This window comes from Tenggerimyces flavus, from assembly GCF_016907715.1.
Taxonomy (GTDB): domain Bacteria; phylum Actinomycetota; class Actinomycetes; order Propionibacteriales; family Actinopolymorphaceae; genus Tenggerimyces; species Tenggerimyces flavus.
In genome coordinates this window covers 3,676,238-3,693,228 of the sequence record NZ_JAFBCM010000001.1, presented here as the reverse complement: position 1 = coordinate 3,693,228, position 16,991 = coordinate 3,676,238, and the positions used below count along the sequence as shown (strand labels likewise).

Sequence of the window (16,991 nt, the reverse complement as noted above, 5' to 3'; positions counted from 1 at the left end):
ATGTCGCGTCGCGCCGCACCGCCGAGACAGGTGGTGGTTCGGGGTGCCGCGGAGCACAATCTGCGCGACGTCGATGTGACCTTCGGGCCGGGGCTGACGGCGGTGGTCGGGGTCTCCGGGTCGGGGAAGTCGTCGCTCGCGTTCGAGGTCGTCTACGCCGAGGCGCGGCGCCGGTTCATCGAGGCACTCGGGCTCGGACGTGCGCGGCTGCCGGCCGCGCAGGTGCGCGGCGTCGAGGGCTTGGGGCCGGCGGTCGCGATCGAGCAGAACGTGCTCAACGTCAACCCCGCGTCGACCGTCGCGACTTCGGTCGGCCTGCACCCGTTCCTGCGCATCCTCTACGCCCGCTTCGCCGACGTCAGCTGCCCGACCTGCGGCGTGCCCGTCCGGGCCGTGTCGCGGGAGGAACGGCTCACGATCGCCGTCGACCTGCTCGCCGCCCAGGGCAGCCTCGACGTCGAGGTGGCGGTCGTACGCGGACTGACGCGGGTGCACGAACGGCTGCTCGCCGAGCTGCGCGGCCGGTTCGACGCGGTGACGATCGACGGCAAGCCGTGGGCGAAGCGCAAGCTCGACCCGACGAAGCCGCACGACGTCGTCGTACGCATCGCCTCCCTCCCCGCGGACGCGAAGGCGGCCGAGGTACGCGCCACCCTCGAGCAAGCCGACGCGTTGGGCTCCCACGAGGTCCGCCTCAACGGAACGCCCGTCCTGCGGGCACCCATCTGCCCGAGCTGCACGGAATGGGTGAAGCCGCTGGCGCCGGCGGCGTTCCGCGACCAGGAGGTGGACACCTCGTCGCACCGCCTCAAGGGCGTCGCCTTCGACGAGCTGCTGGCCCGCTCGGTGAGCGAGGCACTCGCGTTCGTCGAGCAGCTGAAAGTCGGCCCACGCGCGGCGCGCCTGCAGGACGAGCTGCTCCGGCGCCTCCGTCCCCTGGCGACGCTGGGTCTCGGGCATCTCGCCCTCGACCGTTCGATGCCCACGCTGTCCCGCGGCGAGGCGCAACGCACCAGGCTCGCGGTCGTGCTCGGCGGCCGCCTCGAAGACCTCCTGCACGTCCTGGACGAGCCGACCATCGGCCTGCACCACACCGATCTGCAACGCCTGTTGGACGCCATCGCCTCGCTACCCGGCCCCGTCCTGATGGTCGAGCACGACCGGACCGCGATCGCGATGGCCGACGACGTCGTCGAGATCGGTCCCGCGGGAGGCAGCGGCGGCGGGCGGCTGGTCTTCCAGGGACCGCCCGCCGAGCTCTGGCGCGCGGACACCGCGTCGGGTCGCGGATTCTCGGCGGCCGCCCGCAAACGCCCCGCGCCAAGGAAGGTCGCCGACGAACGGATCCGCCTCACCGGCGCCAACCTCCGCAACCTGCGCGATGTCGACTGCGAGCTCCCGTTCGGAGCGCTCACGGTCATCACCGGTCCGTCGGGCGCGGGCAAGACCACGCTGGCGCGCGACGTCCTCCTGGCCTCGCTCCACGACAAGTTGCCCGTCGGCTGCGCGACGTTCGACGCGCCGAAGGTCCGTGCCATCGCGGTCGACCAGAAGCCGCTGGGCAACAACCCTCGGTCCAACCCGGCGACGTACACCAAGGTCTTCGACCGCATCCGCGACGTGTTCGCGGAGGCGACGGGGTGGTCGCCGTCGGAGTTCACGTTCAACGGGGACGGGGCATGTCCAGCCTGCGAGGGCATGGGCGCGCACGCGATCACGCTCCCGCACGTCGCGCCAGTCTGGGTCGCGTGCGAGGTGTGCGAGGTCAAGCGCTACCGGCCCGAGGTCCTCGAAGCGACGTGGAACGGCCTGTCGATCGCCGACGTCCTGGCCAGCAGCGTCGACGAGGCGAAGGCGTTGTTCGCCGAGCATCGGGCCGTTACCCGGATCCTCGACACGCTGGTGGAGGTGGGGCTCGGGTACGTGACGCTGGGCCAGCCCTCGCCGAGCCTCTCGGGCGGCGAGGCCCAACGCGTACGGCTCGCGCGGGAGGTGACCAAGGCCAAGTCTGGCGACCTCTTGCTGCTCGACGAACCGACGACCGGCCTGCACCCCGCCGATCTCGACCACCTGCTGCAGGTACTCGAAAGGCTGACCGACAACGGCTGCACAGTGGTCGTCGTCGAGCACCAGGGGGACGTGATCGCCGCCGCCGACTGGCGCATCGACCTCGGACCGGGAGGCGGACCCGACGGCGGGCAGCTCCTGCACTGCGGCCCGCCCCTCGAGGAGCAGCGCCCCAAGGTGACACCGCGCGCCAAGCCGCGAACGCGACGACGGTCGAGCGGCACGATCAGCGTGCGAGGCGCCCGCGCCCACAACCTGCAGAAGGTCGACGTCGAATTCGCCAAGGACAAGTTCACGGTCGTGACCGGCGTCTCGGGTTCGGGCAAGTCGTCCCTGGTGCGCGACGTGCTCGCGGCCGAGGCCACCCGGCGCCTGCTCGAGTGCCTGTCGGTGTACGAACGCCAGTCGGTACGCGAAGGCCCGGAAGCACCGGTCGACGAGCTCACCGGCCTCGGCCCGACGGTGATCATCGACCCGTCCGGCACGATCTTCCCCGCCGGCGGCCCCTCGCGCGTGGAGGCCGCCGAGACGATTGTCGGCCGGTCCAGCGGCCTCGACCGTCTCGTCTCCCTCGTCCTGGCGCGCGCCGGCGTGCGCTCGTGCCTCACGTGTGGCGGCGCCAACGTTCGCCGCACCTCACCGAAACCTGGCGCGGCGTGGACCTGCGGCGACTGTGCGACGCGTGCGGTGCCGATCGAACCGCGTCACCTCACTGGGTCGCCGGTGTCGATCTGCCCGCAGTGCTTGGGGGTTGGCGTCGAGCGGGAGTACAAGCTCGACCTGATCGTGCGGCCGGAGCTCCCCCTCACGCGCTGCTTCGTCGGGAGCATGGCGTGGTTCCGCCCGGACGTCGTCACCGCCAACTCGGTGTTGGTGAGGCTGGCGGAGCGGTACCAGTTCGACCCGAGCACGCCATGGTCGGAGCTGAGTGACGAGGTCCGGCACGTGGTCCTGTTCGGCGACTCGTCCTGGAGCGGGCTGAACGACTGGGCCCGCCAGGACCTGGGCGGCGCGGAGACCAGGTCGTTCCCGTGCCGGGAGTGTGGGGGCAAGCATCTTCGCGCCCCCTACCTGGCGATGCGCCTCGGGGGTCGCGACCGCCACGACCTGTTCTCGGCGTCCTTCGCCGAGCTCGAAGCCGTCCTGGCGTCGATGAAGCAACCAGACGACGAGCACGCCGCGGACGCCCGCGAGGTCGCCTTGCGTCGCCTTGGCTTCCTGCGCTCAGTCGGGCTCGGCTACCTCGACCTGTACCGGCAGACGTGGACGCTGTCCGCGGGCGAGGCGCAGCGGATCAAGTTGGCGTCGGTGCTCGGCGGCGGCCTCGTCGGGACGACCGTGCTGCTCGACGAACCGTCGCGAGGCCTGCATCCCGCGGAGGTGGCCGCGCTCGCCGGAGCGCTCACCGAACTGCGCGACGCCGGCAACACCGTGATCGCCGTCGAGCACGATCCCACGCTCATCCGTACCGCCGACGCCGTCGTCGAGATCGGCCCCGGCCCCGGACACGCCGGCGGCCGCGTCGTCGACCTGGAGAGCCCCGAGTCGGTCACCCGCGCCGTCCTCGACGGACAGGTCGAGCTCCCGCGCCGCGAGCACCGCCGCGAGCCGACCGGATGGATGCAGATCACCGGAGCACGCGAGAACAACCTGCGTGGCTTGAACGTTCGCCTCCCGCTCGGCGTGCTGGTCGGCGTCTGCGGCGTGTCGGGTTCGGGCAAATCCTCTCTGGTCGTCGACACCATCGCGCTGGCGCTGACCCGGCCGAAGACGAACGTCACGGGCATCGGGATCGTCCGCATCGAACCCGGCACCCACGACACCATCGACGGCGCCCCCGAACGGACGATCGTCGCCGACCAGTCCCGTGCGGAGATCACCTCGCCCGGCATGTACCTCGGGCTGATCGCCGCCGTGCGGAAGTCGTTCGCCGCGAGCGAAGAGGCAGGCCTCACGATCAAGGACCTCACGTACGGCTGCGACGCCTGCGGTGGCAAGGGGACCTGGCAACAGGACATGGCGTTCCTGCCGTTGGTGACCCAGGCGTGCGACGCCTGCGGCGGCTCCGGCTATCGCCGCGAGGTCGCGACGCTGGTCGAGCGCGGCCGGACCCTCGCCGACATCGAAGGCCTGACCATCGCCGAGCTCGTCGAGGAGTGGAGGGACGTCGACGCCGTACGACGGGTGGGCGACGCCGCGCTCGCGCTGGGCCTCGGCTACCTCGTCGTTCGCCAACCCGGTTGGAGCCTCTCGGGCGGCGAAGCGCAACGCCTCAAGCTCGCCAAGCAGCTCGCCCGCCCCGGCAAGGGCAGCGCCCTGTACGTCCTCGACGAGCCCACCGCCGGCCTGCAGCTGACCGACGTCGCCGTGCTCGCCAGTGCGCTCGACGCGCTCGTCGAAGCAGGCAACACCGTTCTCGTCGTCGAGCACGACCCCGTGCTCCTCGCGGCGTGCGACTGGGTCGTCGAGCTCGGTCCCGGCGCCGGGCCTGACGGCGGCGCGATCGTCTTCGAGGGCCCGCCCGAGGCGCTCGCCAAGGCCAACAGCGCCACCGCGCCGTTCGTCCGCGAGGTGCTCACGTGAACGCGCTGCTGCTCGGTGACCCGTCGCCCTCGCTTCGGTGGCGCGCCGCGGTCGAGCTCGAGGACATCACCGAGGACGACGAAGACGCTCAGGCGTGGCAGGCGGAGATCGCCGAGAGCCGGCCCGTACGTTCGCTCCTCGACCGCCTCGCGACCGAACGCCATCCAAGGGCCGCCGGCTATCTGCTCTGCCAGCTCGCCTACCTCGGCTACGACGGCCCGGAGCTGGCCACCGCGGTCGACGCGCTCTTCGCCCAGCAGCAGCCGGACGGATCGTGGGACACCCCGGCCGACGAGAACACCGAGGGCGCGCGGTTCGTCACGATGCAGACGGTAGTGCCGTTGCGCGGGATCGCGGCGGCCGGCTTCGCCACCGACCCGCGGGCCGAACGCGCGTACGACTGGCTCCTCGGAGCACGCCTCCCCGACGGCTCCTGGCCCAGCGGACCCAAGGCCGACCTCGGGCTGAAAGGCCGGCCGGCGCAACCGGAGAAGACGTACCGCCGGCTCCCCCGGGGAGCCGGCTGCCGCTCGTCGACGACGGGCGCCGTCGCCTGCCTCGCCCTGCATCCCGACCGCCGCCGCTCCGACGCCGCCAAGACCGGCGTCGACCACCTGCTCGCCCGCGAGACGCGCGAGGAGGCGGCGGTCGGCTGGGAGGTGTCGCGGCTGGTCGGACTCGAACGCGCGATGGGACAGGTCACCTTCTACGTGACCTTCGACCTCGCGTTCCTGCTCGACCTCGCGTCCCGCACCGAGGTACAGGACAGCCGCGTCCGCGACCTCGTCGCCTGGCTCGAGACCCGCCGCGGCCCGTACGGCCTCTGGGAACACCACGCCCACCCGCAGCTCTCCCGCTGGCTCACCTTCGACCTCGAGTCCAGCCTGCGCAGACTCGCTCAGGCGTAGACGCCCTCCGCGGTCTCGACCACGTTCGTCAGCAGCATCGCGCGGGTCATCGGCCCAACCCCACCGGGAACGGGAGCGAACCAGCCCGCGACCTCGCGCACCGACGGGTCGACGTCACCGACCAGTCCGGCGTCCGTTCGGGTGATGCCCACGTCCACCACGGCAGCGCCGGGGCGGATCATGTCCGCCGTCAGCAGCCCCGGCGAGCCAGCGGCCGTGATCACGATGTCCGCGGCACGCGTGTGCGAAGCGAGGTCCTTGGTCTTCGTGTGGCACAGCGTCACGGTCGCGTTCTCCGAACGCCGCGTGAAGATCAGCCCGAGCACGCGCGCGGAGTTCAGGCCGCGCCCGAGGACGCAGACCTCGGCGCCCTCGATCGGTACGTCGAAGCGGCGCAGCAGCTCGACGACACCGCGCTGCGTGCAGGGCAGCGGCGCCGGCCGGTGGTGCACCAGCCAACCCAGGTTGACCGGATGCAACCCATCCGCGTCCTTCGACGGCAGCACCGACGACAGCACCAGGCTCTCGTCCATGCCACGCGGCAGCGGCGTCTGCACGATGAACCCCGTGCACGCCGGGTCGGCGTTCAGCCGCTCGACCTCCGCCAGCACCTCCGCCTGCGAAGCCGAAGCCGGCAGCTCCACCTGAAAAGACTCGATCCCCACCTGCGCGCAGTCGCGGTGCTTGCCGCGGACGTACGCGTGCGACCCCGGGTCGTCGCCGACCAGAATCGTGCCGAGCCCGACGGCGACGCCGGCCTCACGCAGCTTCGCGACCCGTTCCTTCAGGTTGGCCTTGATCTCCGAAGCGAACGCCTTGCCGTCCAGTACGACTGCCGTCACCGGAACACCACCGTCCTTGTGCCGTTGAGGATGACGCGGTGTTCCAGGTGCCAGGTCACCGCACGAGCAAGAGCCAGACATTCCAGGTCGCGACCCACCGCGACGAGCTGCGACGGCGCGAGCGAGTGGTCGACGCGCGCGACCTCCTGCTCGATGATCGGGCCCTCGTCGAGCACCGCCGTCACGTAGTGCGCGGTCGCGCCGATCAGCTTCACGCCTCGTTCGTACGCCTGGTGGTACGGCTTCGCGCCCTTGAAGCTCGGCAGGAACGAGTGGTGGATGTTGATCGCCCGCCCGACGAGCTTCGCGCACAGGTCGTCGGACAGCACCTGCATGTAGCGGGCGAGCACGACGAGGTCGACGCGATGCTCGTCGACGAGCTCGAGAATCCGCTGCTCCTGTTGGAGTTTCGTCGCGGGCGTCACCGGCAGGTGGTGGAACGGGATGCCCACCGCCTCCACCATCGCCTCGGTGTCCGGGTGGTTGGAGACGACACCCACGATGTCCGCCGGGATCGCGCCGATCCGCGAACGGTAGAGCAGGTCGTTCACGCAGTGGTCCTGCTTCGACACCAGCACGAGGATCCGCGACCGCGCCGCGAAGTCATGGAACTCCCAGTCCATCTCGAACGACGAGCCGATCGGCGCGAACGCCACCTGCAGGGACTCCAGCGTCGTGCCCTCCTCGAGTGCCTCGAGGTGGACGCGCATGAAGAACCGCCCGTTCAGCCGGTCGCTGAACTGCTGGCTGTCGACGATGTTGCAGCCGTGCTCGGCCATGAAGCCGGACACCGTGTGCACGATCCCGAGGCGGTCGGGGCAGGACAGGGCCAGGACGTACTCCGGGTGCCCGTTGCTCATGCTGCCGCTCCGCTCTAGCCGGGTGGGATGCCTCCATTGTCCCCGTCGAGGTCGGCCAGGATGGAGCCGGCCCTGCGTTCGGCCGCGCCGAATCCGTTCGCGCGGGCGAACGCGAGCGCCTCGGCGGCGACCGTACGGGCGGCCGCCGCGTCCCCGGCGCCGAGCAACGCGCGCGCCAGAGCCACGCCCGCGTCCGCCTCGATCTGCCGGTAGCCGACGGTCCGGGCGAGCGCCAAGGCCAGCGAGTGCAGCTCGACTGCCTGGGCGAACGCGCCCTGCGCGGCCTCGATCGTGCCCTGCGTGTTCAGCGCCGCGGCCTCGAAGTCGCGCCGGCCGACGTCGCGGGCGAGCTCGAGCGCCGCGTCGGCGTGCGTACGGGCCTCGCCGTACCTCCCCGCCGCGCAGTGCACGGACGCGAGGCCGTCGAGCGAGCCCGCCTCGCCGGGCTGGTCGCCGATCTCGCGCCGGAGCAGCAGGGACGCGCTGAGGTGCGCCAGGGCCTCGTCGAGGTGGCCGCTGTCGAGATGGATGTGCCCAAGGTTGGACAACGTGTTCGCCTGCCCCGCCCTGGTCCCGCGTTCGCGCTGCAGGGCGAGCGCCCGCGTCTGGTGGTCGAGCGCGAGGTCGAGCCGGCCGAGGTCGCGGTACAGGCTGCCCAGGTTGCCGAGGTTGTTGGCGAGCCCGTCGGTACGGCCGATCGCCTGGTCCAGCGCGAGCGCCCGGGTGAAGTGGTCGGCGGCCTCGGTCAGCCTGCCGAGCAGCTTGTAGGTGTTGCCGAGGTTGCCCACCGCGGCCGACTCGCCCTCCCGCCAGCCGGCTTCCGCCGCGAGCAGCTCGGCGCGATGGTCGTGCTCCAACGCCTCGTCGTACCGGTTCACCGCCCGATGGGCCTGCGCGATGCTGAGCTCGGCGGCGGCCTGCGCGCGGACGTTCCCGGCCTCGGCGGCCGCGGCCCGTCCCGCCTCGGCGGTGGCGATCCAGTCCACGGCGTGCCGGCGGTGCAGGAAGAAGCCGCGCAGCGCGTCGGACAGCAGGTACGCGCGGTCGCTCGCCTCGGGCACGAGCGCGACGAGGTTGCGGCGTTCCTGGTCGAGCCAGCCGAGCGCGTGGATCGGGTCGGGGAACGCGGCGCCTCCCCCGGTGTTCTCGGGCAGCCGCAGCAGCTGCGGGTAGAGCAGGTCTGCGGCGGCGTTGACGCGGCCGAGGTACCAGTCGGTGAGGCGTTGGAACGCGGCCGGCTCCTCCCCCGCCGAGCGTTCGCGCGCGTACAGCCGGAGCAGGTCGTGGCCGCTGAACCGGCCGGGCACGTGCTCGTCGACCAGGTGCGCGTTCGCGAGCTGGGCGAGCAGCGCGCCGACGTGCTCGGTCGTACTGCCCGCGAGCGCGGCGGCCGCGTCGGTCGCGAGGTCGGGGCCGGGCACGACTCCGAACAGCCGGAACATCCGCCGGGCTTCGGCTTCGAGCCGTCCGTACGAGAGGTCGATCGCGCCGCGGACGGCGGTCTCCTCGTCGCCCTCGACCTCGAGCGCGGCGAGCCGGTTGCCGGCCTCGAGCTCGCGGACGTACCCGGCGAGATCGCGCGTCGGGTCGTCGGTGAGGTTGGCCGCGGCGATCCGCAACGCCAGCGGGAGCTGGGCGCAGAGCTCGGCGAGACGTACGGCGGCCGCTCGCTCAGTGGTGACCCGTTCGCGACCGATCACGCGTGCGAGCAGCTCGAGGCTGTCCGCCTCGTCGAGAACGTCGAGCCGCACCCGCTCAGCCTCGAGCCCCTCGAGCCGGTCGCGACTGGTGACCACGACGAGCGTCCCCGGCCGGTCGGGCAGCAATGGCCGTACCTGCTCGGCGGACACGGCGTTGTCCAGCACGAGCGCGGTCCGGCGCTCCGCGAGGAGCTCCCGGAACAGCGCGCTCGCCTCGTCGAGCTCGAACGGCACCTCGTCGGCGTCGACGCCGAGTGCCGGCAGCAGATACGCGAGCGCGGCGAGCGGCGTCATCGGCGGCACGCCGGAGTAGCCGCGGAGGTCGACGAACAGCTGGCCGTCGGGGAAGCGTGGCCGCACCTGATGGGTCCAGCGCACCGTCAAGGCGGTCTTGCCCACGCCGGCGCTGCCGGTCACGAGCACGACTGCGGACTCGTGGACGGCCTTGTCGAGCAGGCTGAGCTGGTCGCCGCGGCCGACGAAACCGCCAACGGTGGCTGGGAGTTGGGCCGGTACGACCTTCGGCCTGTCCGTGCTCGTCGTCGACTCGTCCGGCGCGTAGTCGAGGTCGGGCGAACGGTGGTCGATCTGTTCGCGGAGTCGTACGACGTCCGCACCGAGGTCGAGCCCGAGCTGGTCGGCGAGCCTGGCGCGCTGCCGTTCGTAGCTGTCAACCGCGGCTTGCGGCGCGCCCGAACGGTAGTGCGCGAGCATCAGCTGGCGGAGCAACCGTTCGCGGTACGGATGCGCGTCGTGGAGGCTCGCGAGCTCCTCGACGAGGTCCTGGTGGCGGCCACTGCCGAGGTCGGCGTCGACGCGGTCCTCGACCGCCGCGAGCCGGGCGTCCTCGAGGCCGCCGACGGCGAGGTCCCGATGCTCGATGCCCGCCAGCGGCTCGCCGCGCCACAGCTCGAGCGCGGTACGCAGCGTGTCGGCCCGCCGCTTCGGCGCGTCGGCCGCGGCCGCCAGCCGGACGAGCCGGTGGAAGCGGTGCACGTCGACGCGGTCCGGGTCGGCGTGCAGGGCGTACCCGGGGTCGACGGTGGCGATCTCGACGCCGTACCGCTCGGCACCGGCCGCGGCGAGGGTGTGCCGGAGCCGCGAGACGTGGGCGAAGATCACCCGCCGCGCGCCGGCGGGCGGATCCGTACCCCAGAGCAGGTCGACGAGGCGGTCCAGCGGAACGAGACGGCCGAGCTCGAGCGCCAGCAGCGCGAGCAGGTGCCGGCGCTTGCGCGGCCCGAGGTCGATCTCGTCGCCGTCCGCCCAGGCTTGGACCGGCCCGAGGACCCGGATCTCCATCGCGCACACCGTAACCAACAGGGCGGTCCGAACGACACGAATTCAGTAGTGACTACTGAGGACAGCGCGGCGCGTACCTGCTCAGATGGGCGGCGACGTCTGCATACGAGTTGGGGGAATGTTCCAGATGATGATCAAGGTCTCACGTACGGTGACGGTCGCGCTGGTCGCGGGTGCTCTCGCGCTCACCCTGTCGGCGCCCGCCACGGCCGCGACGCCCGGTCGGGTGACCGTGCAGAGCGGAACGCTCCGGTTCGACGCCGGCGCGGGCGCGGGCAACAACGTCCGGGTCACGAGGAGCGGCAGCCGGGTCCTCGTGACCGACGCCGCGACGCCGTTGACGGCCGGCTCGCCGTGCGTCCGGATCAGCGCGAACACGGCGTCCTGCCCGGCCACCGCGGTGATCGGGCTCTTCGTGGAGCTGGGTGACGGCAACGACCGGGTCCAGGTGTCGGCGAGCTTCCCGAACGTATCCGGCGCGATGGGCGTCGTGAGCGGCCCGGGCGCGAAGATCGGCAGCCGCAACGAGAACCTGCGCGGCAGCCGCGGCAACGACGTCATCATCGGCGGACCGGGCAAGAGCGAGATCTGGGGCGGCGAGGGGGCCGACCAGCTCTTCGGCGGCGGGGGCGACGACGCGCTGATCGGTGAGGGCGGGAACGACCAGCTCGACGGCGGGCCGCACCTGAACGGTGACTTCGGCAACGGCGGCGCCGGCATCGACAAGTGCGTCAATGTCGAGGCCAAGGTCCTCTGCGAGCTGTAGACCGGATCCGGGCGGCGGCGGGCTCCCTCGAACTCGCCGCCGCCCGGACCGCTACTTCGCCTTGAGTCCGTACGCCCGGATTACGGTCTGGTCGATCGCGTTCCCCGCAGCGTCCGCGGCCTGCACGCGCAGGGACACGGCACCAGAGGTCCGCGACACCGCGGGATGCGTGACGGTCACGACGAGCGAGCCGCCGTTCTGCCGCGCGTCCACGCGCTTCCAGGTCGCGCCGTCGTTGAACGACACCCACACCTTCGCCGTCTTGACGTTGCGCCCAGCCTGCAGGCGGAACGTGTAGTCGGAACGGTCTCGCGCCTTGTTCCACAGGTCCAGCCGCAGGTCGTAGTCCACCTGCAGCAACGGCAGCGGCACCCGCGCGTTCTCGGCCGGCCGCGCCGACTTGAACGTCCACGTGGTGTCGATGTCGGTCGAGTACTTCGACCAGGCCTGCTTGCGCTGCAGCGACGTCACCAGCCGGTACGTCGCCTCCTCCGCGACGTCGGCGTCGAACGTCCCGACCGGGTACGCCCCCTCGGCGAGCAGCTTGCTGCCGCGGTAGAGCTTCGTCGATGCCACGTCGCCCGCCGTACCGAGCCCGGTGTGCGTCGCGTCGGCGTACGGGAACATCGCGATCGCCAGCTCGTCGCCGACCCGGGTCGGCGGCGCGCCGTCCTCCTCCCAGCCCGTCAGCCCCTTCGGGAAGCCGGGCCGGGAGACCTGCGCGAACGTACGCTCCGCGCGCGCCGGGCCTGGTTCGTACGACGTGACGAGCCCGTCGTACTCGCCGTCGAACGGGTAGTTCGCCCACGCGATGTGGAACCAGCTCGTGTCACCCGTCGACACCCACTCGGTGCGCTTCAGCGGTCGAGGCAGCTCACGGGCGAAGCCGAACGCGAACGCCGTCCACGGCCGGAACGCGTGCAGCACGTCGGCGCCAACCTGGCTCTGCAGGTGCGCGTAGTAGTCGCTGTTCAGCCGGATCGAGTTCTTGTTGGTGACCTCGTGCGACTGGTTGGCTGAGATCGCGTCCGGGTTCGGGTGGATCACCTCGTACAGGTAGGGGCTGATCGAGGTGCCGGAGTACTGCACCTTGACATTCCCCTGCTGCAGAAGGGAAACGAGCATCTGCCCGGGCGCCTGGTCGATCGTGAACGACGGGATCGGGACCGTTCCCGGGTTGCCGCCGAACCCGAGCAGCAGGCCGGGGCGGTTGTTGTAGATGATCGCCGCCGCCGCGCCGGCGTTGGCCGCGTTCACGACCTGGCTGTTGAACGTCATGCCGGTCGTCCGCTGCACGAGCGCGATCCGCCCACGTACCGGCTTGCCGACGAAGTCCTCCGGCCGGCCCGACCCGGCGTAGACGAGTGGCAACGTGTGCTTGCCGTCCACCTTGGGCGAGTTCGTGAGGAAGAACGGGTCCAGCGCGATCGACTGCGGCGCGGTGACCTTGGCCTGCAGCGTGGGCGCCTGCAGCGTCCAGCGGTCGTAGAACTCGAACTCCCCTTGCTGGACTGGGCTCGTGGGCACGGCGAACGCGCGGTCGATCGGCGGGCTCAGCGTGAACGAGCTGGAGAACGACGGCTCGCCGACCTTCCGGTAGTAAGCCAGCTGCAGGATCAGCGGCTCCGACGGCTTCGCCGTCTTGGTCGTGATCTCGTTCGCACCCACCGCACTGAGCGGAACGGTGGCGTCGGCGGTCACTGTCAACTCCGGCTTGCCCACCATGGTCGACTCGGTCGCGTACAGGTTGGGCTCGTCCATCGTGAAGAGGTAGCCCATCAGGCTGTAGGTTCCCGGCGGCACGCGGAAGACCGGCGTGACACCGCCGCGGTAGTACTTGGTCTGGAAGCCGCCGGGGAGGTTCGGCCCCCACAACTCGACCTGGCTGATGCCGTCCGCCTGGCGGCCGTCGCGTGCGGTGGCGGGCACGGTGACGTTGTACATCTCGGGTTCCTTGTAGAGCCCGACCGAGGTGTGCACCTCGACGCCGTCCGCCGTGCCGACGAGGTAGCCGCCGTACAGGTCGGGGTCGCCCTTGCTCGGATCGGCGGTGACAGTGACCCCGGCGGATCCACCGGCGGGGATCGTCACCGTGGCAGGGCTGACCGAGAACATGCCGGCGGGCGCGGGCCCGTTCTTGCCGGACAGGGCGAGCGTGAGGTCGAGCGTGACCGGTTCGGCCTTCACGTTGGAGAAGGTGACCGGCTTGACGATCGGCTCGCTGGTGGTGTGCGGCCAGGGCAGGAAGCCGAGGTTCAGCGTGCCTGGGCTCGAGTAGACCTTCTGGGAGAAGGCCCTCGCGACGTCGAGCCGGCCGCCGCCCTGCTGGTAGACGGAGTTGCCCTGGATCGTCTTGGCGGTGCTGATGAGCGCGTCCTTGAGCTGGGTGTTCGTCCAGTTCGGGAACTCCTGCGCGAGGATCGCGGCAGCGGCCGCGGTGTGCGGCGCTGCCATCGAGGTGCCGTCGAGCTTGACGTACTTCTCGTCGACGATCGGGCCGAGCTGGGTGCCCTCCGCGCGGGCCGCGATGATCTGGACGCCGGGCGCGGTGATATCGGGCTTGATGCCGTAGTCGCCGAGTCGCGGGCCGCGGCTGGAGAAGTTCGCGAGCGCGTCCTCGCTGTTGACGGCGCCGACGGTGAGGGCCTCGTTCGCCCAACCAGGGCTGGTGATCGTGCTGTCGCCGGGGCCGATGTTGTCGGCAGCGATGACGAACAGCGTGCCGGTCTCCTTGCTGATCCGGTCGACGGCCTGCACGAGCGGGTCGGTGCCGTCGCTCGGCGAGTGCGTGCCGAGGCTGAGGTTCGCGACCTTGGCGCCCTGCGCGGCCGCCCACTCCATGCCCTCGATGATCTGGCTGTCCGTACCGCTGCCGTTGCGGTCGAGGACCTTGCCGTTCAGCAACGTGGCGCCGTGGGCGACGCCCTTGTACTTGCCGGCGGACGCGGCGCCAGAACCGGCGACGGTCGAGGCGACGTGCGTGCCGTGCCCGAACAGGTCGGTGGCGCTCGGGTCGGTGGTGAAGTTGTGCTCGGCCGCGACCTTGCCGGCGAAGTCCGGGTGCGTCTGGTCGATGCCGGTGTCGAGGACGGCGACCTTCACGCCGGTGCCGTCGAAGCCGGCCTGCCACGCGGCAGGCGCGCCGATCTGCTCGTTGCTGACGTCGTCGGTGACCTGGACGCGGCCGTCGAGCCAGACCTTCTGCAGGTCAGGCGTGCTGGCGATGCTGGTCCAGAGCGCCTGGGTGTCCTGCTTGTTGGCGCGTACGGCGGTGGCGTTCATGCTCTCGAGCGTGAAGCGCTTGCTCGTACCCCTGAGCGTGGCCTTCGGGCTCGCCTTCTTGTACTGCACGATGACCGGCGTGGAGCTGGCGTGCGCGTCGTCGTAGCCGTCCTTGACCAGCTGCGCGACGTCGAACAGGCCGCGGTCGAGCTTGCCCTGGGCGAGCAACGGGATCGCGTCGCTGGGGATGACGTAGACGCTGTCCTCGTCGTACTGGGTGCTGAACGCGATGTCCGTACGGCCCGCTCGCGCGGCCGCCGTGGCGACCTGCCGGCCGTCGGCGAAGCGCTGGACCGTGACGACGTCGCCGGAGATCAGCGTGACCGTGGCCCTGCTGACCGCGTTGGCTGGTTGGGTTTTCTGCGTCTCGGAAACCTGCCGGGTGCTCGGGCTGGCGTTGGCCAGTCCCATCGAGGCGAGCAACGCGACCACACCGAGCGTTGCCACACCGAACGTACGAAGCCTGCGTTGCGACGACATCGCGCCCCCACATCTGCTCGCGCCTTCAGGGATGGAGCAGTTGCCTGTTAGAACTATGCGCCGGAGTTAATTCGCGTAGAAGTCATCGCGGTGGCCAATTACTGACGTCGTCCGGAAACGGCGTTCCACGTGCCTCAGCCGCGGAGGGCGGGCGTGATCGTCTCCAGAACCGCCGGGTCCTCGATCGTCGACGGCACGTTCGGGGTCCCGCCGTCGGCGATCTCGCGCATCGTCCGGCGCAGGATCTTCCCGGACCGGGTCTTCGGCAACGCGGGGACGACCGAGACCGTACGGAACGCGGCCACCGGGCCGATCTGCTCGCGTACCAGCTGCACCAGCTCGGTGGCGAGGTCTTCCTCTTGCACCGACACGCCGGCTTTCAGCACGACGAAGCCGCGGGGCAGCTGGCCCTTCAACGGATCCGCGACGCCAATCACCGCGCACTCCGCGACGGCGGGGTGCTGCGCCAGCACCGCCTCCATCGAGCCCGTCGACAGCCGGTGCCCGGCGACATTGATCACGTCGTCGGTCCGGCCCATCACGAACACGTAGCCGTCGTTGTCGATGTAGCCACCGTCGCCGGACAGGTAGTAGCCCGGATAGCGAGCCAGGTAACTGGAAACGTACCGCTCGTCGTCGTTCCACAACGTCGGCAAGGTGCCCGGAGGCAAGGGCAGCTTGACGCAGATCGCGCCCTCCTGACCAGTCGGCACCTCGGCGCCGGCCTCGTCGAGGACGCGCACGTCGTACCCCGGCACCGGGACCGACGGCGACCCCGCCTTCAACGGCAGCTCCTCCAACCCGCGCGGGCTCGCGCAGATCGGCCACCCGGTCTCGGTCTGCCACCAGTTGTCGACGACCGGCACGCCCAGCAGCTCCGACGACCACGAGTACGTGTCGGGATCCAGCCGCTCCCCCGCCAGGAACAGGGTCCGCAACGAGGACAGGTCATAGTCGCCGAGCATGGTTCCGGACGGATCTTCCTTCTTGATCGCCCTGAGTGCGGTCGGCGCTGTAAAGAGCGCGTTGACACCGTGGTCCGAGACCACCCGCCAGAACGCTCCGGCATCGGGCGTGCCCACCGGCTTGCCCTCGTACAGAACGGTCGTCGCGCCGGCGAGCAACGGCGCGTAGACGATGTACGAGTGCCCGACCACCCAGCCGACGTCGGACGCGGCCCACCAGACGTCGCCCGGCTGGATCCCGTACACGTTGTCCATCGACCAGCGCAGCGCGACGGCATGCCCGCCGTTGTCGCGCACGATCCCCTTCGGCCGCCCGGTCGTGCCCGACGTGTAGAGGATGTAGAGGGGATCGAGCGCGTCGACGGGAACGCAGGGTGCCGGATCGTTCGCCCCGGCGCGATGGACCTGCGCCCACGGCAGGTCGCGCCCCTCGACGAGCTCGGCGGTGGCCTGCTGGCGTTGCAGGATCACGCACGTCTGCGGCTTGTGTTCCGCGAGCTCCAGGGCCCGGTCCAACATCGGCTTGTACTCGACGACGCGGGTGGGCTCGATCCCACACGAGGCCGACAGCACGACCTTCGGCTGCGCGTCGTCGATCCGCGCGGCGAGCTCCGCCGGCGCGAAGCCGCCGAACACCACCGAGTGCACCGCCCCGATCCGGGCGCAGGCCAGCATCGCGATCACGGTCTCGGGGACCATCGGCATGTAGAGCACGACCCGGTCGCCCTGCCCGACGCCGAGCGCGTGCAGCCCGCCGGCGAACGCGGCGACGCGTTCCAGCAGGTCGGCGTACGTGAACGTGCGCGCACTCCCGGTCACCGGGCTGTCGTAGATCAGCGCCGGCTGGTCCGCCCGTCCGGACACGACGTGGCGGTCGAGTGCGTTGTAGCAGGTATTGAGGACGCCATCACCGAACCAGCGATAGAAGGGCGGCCGGCTCTCGTCGAGGACCAGCGACGGCTTGTGGAACCAGCTGATCCGCGCGGCCTGCTCCGCCCAGAACCCGGCCGGATCCTCGACACTCCGCCGGTACGCCTCGCGGTATGGCCCCATCGAACCGCCACCTCCCTCTAGCCCCGATGGTCGCACCGGTCGGTGGCCACAGGCGTCGCCTTCTCGACGGGGGCACCAACGGTGCGCCAGGAGGTGTCGCCAACGATCCGTTGGCGACAACGGGCGCACCGTTGATGCGGAGCGGGTCGAGAAAGCAACGCCGCCACCGACGCTCATGCGACT

8 protein-coding genes are annotated in these 16,991 nt (G+C 71.0%); 3 read left to right on the top strand and 5 right to left on the bottom strand.

All coding sequences use genetic code 11. The features are described 5' to 3' along the window. Window positions 1-4,650, top strand: coding sequence for an excinuclease ABC subunit UvrA (locus tag JOD67_RS17300; RefSeq protein ID WP_205118632.1), 4,650 nt, complete (start codon window positions 1-3; stop codon window positions 4,648-4,650). Continuing rightward, window positions 4,647-5,558: a prenyltransferase/squalene oxidase repeat-containing protein gene (locus tag JOD67_RS17295; protein WP_205118631.1), complete on the top strand. Its 912-nt coding sequence runs from the start codon at window positions 4,647-4,649 to the stop codon at window positions 5,556-5,558. Before JOD67_RS17300 ends, JOD67_RS17295 begins: the two co-directional genes overlap by 4 nt. Here JOD67_RS17295 and JOD67_RS17290 read toward each other — a convergent pair. Genes JOD67_RS17290 through JOD67_RS17280 form a run of 3 tightly spaced genes read right to left on the bottom strand, consistent with a single transcriptional unit; the run spans window position 5,549 to window position 10,262 of the window. Beyond that, window positions 5,549-6,400: a bifunctional methylenetetrahydrofolate dehydrogenase/methenyltetrahydrofolate cyclohydrolase gene (locus JOD67_RS17290; RefSeq protein ID WP_205118630.1), complete on the bottom strand. Its 852-nt coding sequence runs from the start codon at window positions 6,398-6,400 to the stop codon at window positions 5,549-5,551. The two genes, JOD67_RS17295 and JOD67_RS17290, sit on opposite strands and share 10 nt — an antisense overlap. After that, entirely contained in the window at window positions 6,397-7,260 is an 864-nt protein-coding gene (gene purU / locus JOD67_RS17285) for a formyltetrahydrofolate deformylase (RefSeq protein WP_205118629.1), read from the bottom strand. The genes JOD67_RS17290 and purU overlap by 4 nt, the downstream gene beginning before the upstream one ends. Before the next feature lie 14 nt (window positions 7,261-7,274). After that, complete coding sequence (locus tag JOD67_RS17280; protein WP_205118628.1) at window positions 7,275-10,262, bottom strand: AfsR/SARP family transcriptional regulator; 2,988 nt, start codon at window positions 10,260-10,262, stop codon at window positions 7,275-7,277. A 130-nt stretch (window positions 10,263-10,392) separates the two neighbouring features. Between JOD67_RS17280 and JOD67_RS17275 the strand changes: the two genes are divergently transcribed. After that, a complete protein-coding gene (locus tag JOD67_RS17275; RefSeq protein WP_205118627.1) occupies window positions 10,393-11,028 on the top strand; it encodes a calcium-binding protein in 636 nt (211 codons plus the stop codon). 51 nt (window positions 11,029-11,079) lie between these two features. On the opposite strand, the gene JOD67_RS17270 is transcribed toward JOD67_RS17275, so the two are convergent. Next, window positions 11,080-14,790, bottom strand: a complete 3,711-nt coding sequence (locus JOD67_RS17270; RefSeq protein ID WP_205118626.1) for a S8 family serine peptidase — start codon at window positions 14,788-14,790, stop codon at window positions 11,080-11,082. A gap of 134 nt (window positions 14,791-14,924) precedes the next feature. Beyond that, window positions 14,925-16,808 (bottom strand): propionyl-CoA synthetase, encoded by a 1,884-nt coding sequence (locus tag JOD67_RS17265; RefSeq protein ID WP_205118625.1) that lies wholly within the window; start codon window positions 16,806-16,808, stop codon window positions 14,925-14,927. Window positions 16,809-16,991 lie beyond the last annotated feature (183 nt).

Excerpts from the sequence above, each read along its gene's own strand:
- JOD67_RS17265 (WP_205118625.1), bottom strand. The coding sequence starts at position 16,808 with ATGGGGCCATACCGCGAGGCGTACCGGCGGAGTGTCGAGGATCCGGCC.
- JOD67_RS17275 (WP_205118627.1), top strand. The coding sequence starts at position 10,393 with ATGATCAAGGTCTCACGTACGGTGACGGTCGCGCTGGTCGCGGGTGCT.
- JOD67_RS17300 (WP_205118632.1), top strand. The coding sequence starts at position 1 with ATGTCGCGTCGCGCCGCACCGCCGAGACAGGTGGTGGTTCGGGGTGCC.
- purU (WP_205118629.1), bottom strand. The coding sequence starts at position 7,260 with ATGAGCAACGGGCACCCGGAGTACGTCCTGGCCCTGTCCTGCCCCGAC.
- JOD67_RS17270 (WP_205118626.1), bottom strand. The coding sequence starts at position 14,790 with ATGTCGTCGCAACGCAGGCTTCGTACGTTCGGTGTGGCAACGCTCGGT.
- JOD67_RS17280 (WP_205118628.1), bottom strand. The coding sequence starts at position 10,262 with ATGGAGATCCGGGTCCTCGGGCCGGTCCAAGCCTGGGCGGACGGCGAC.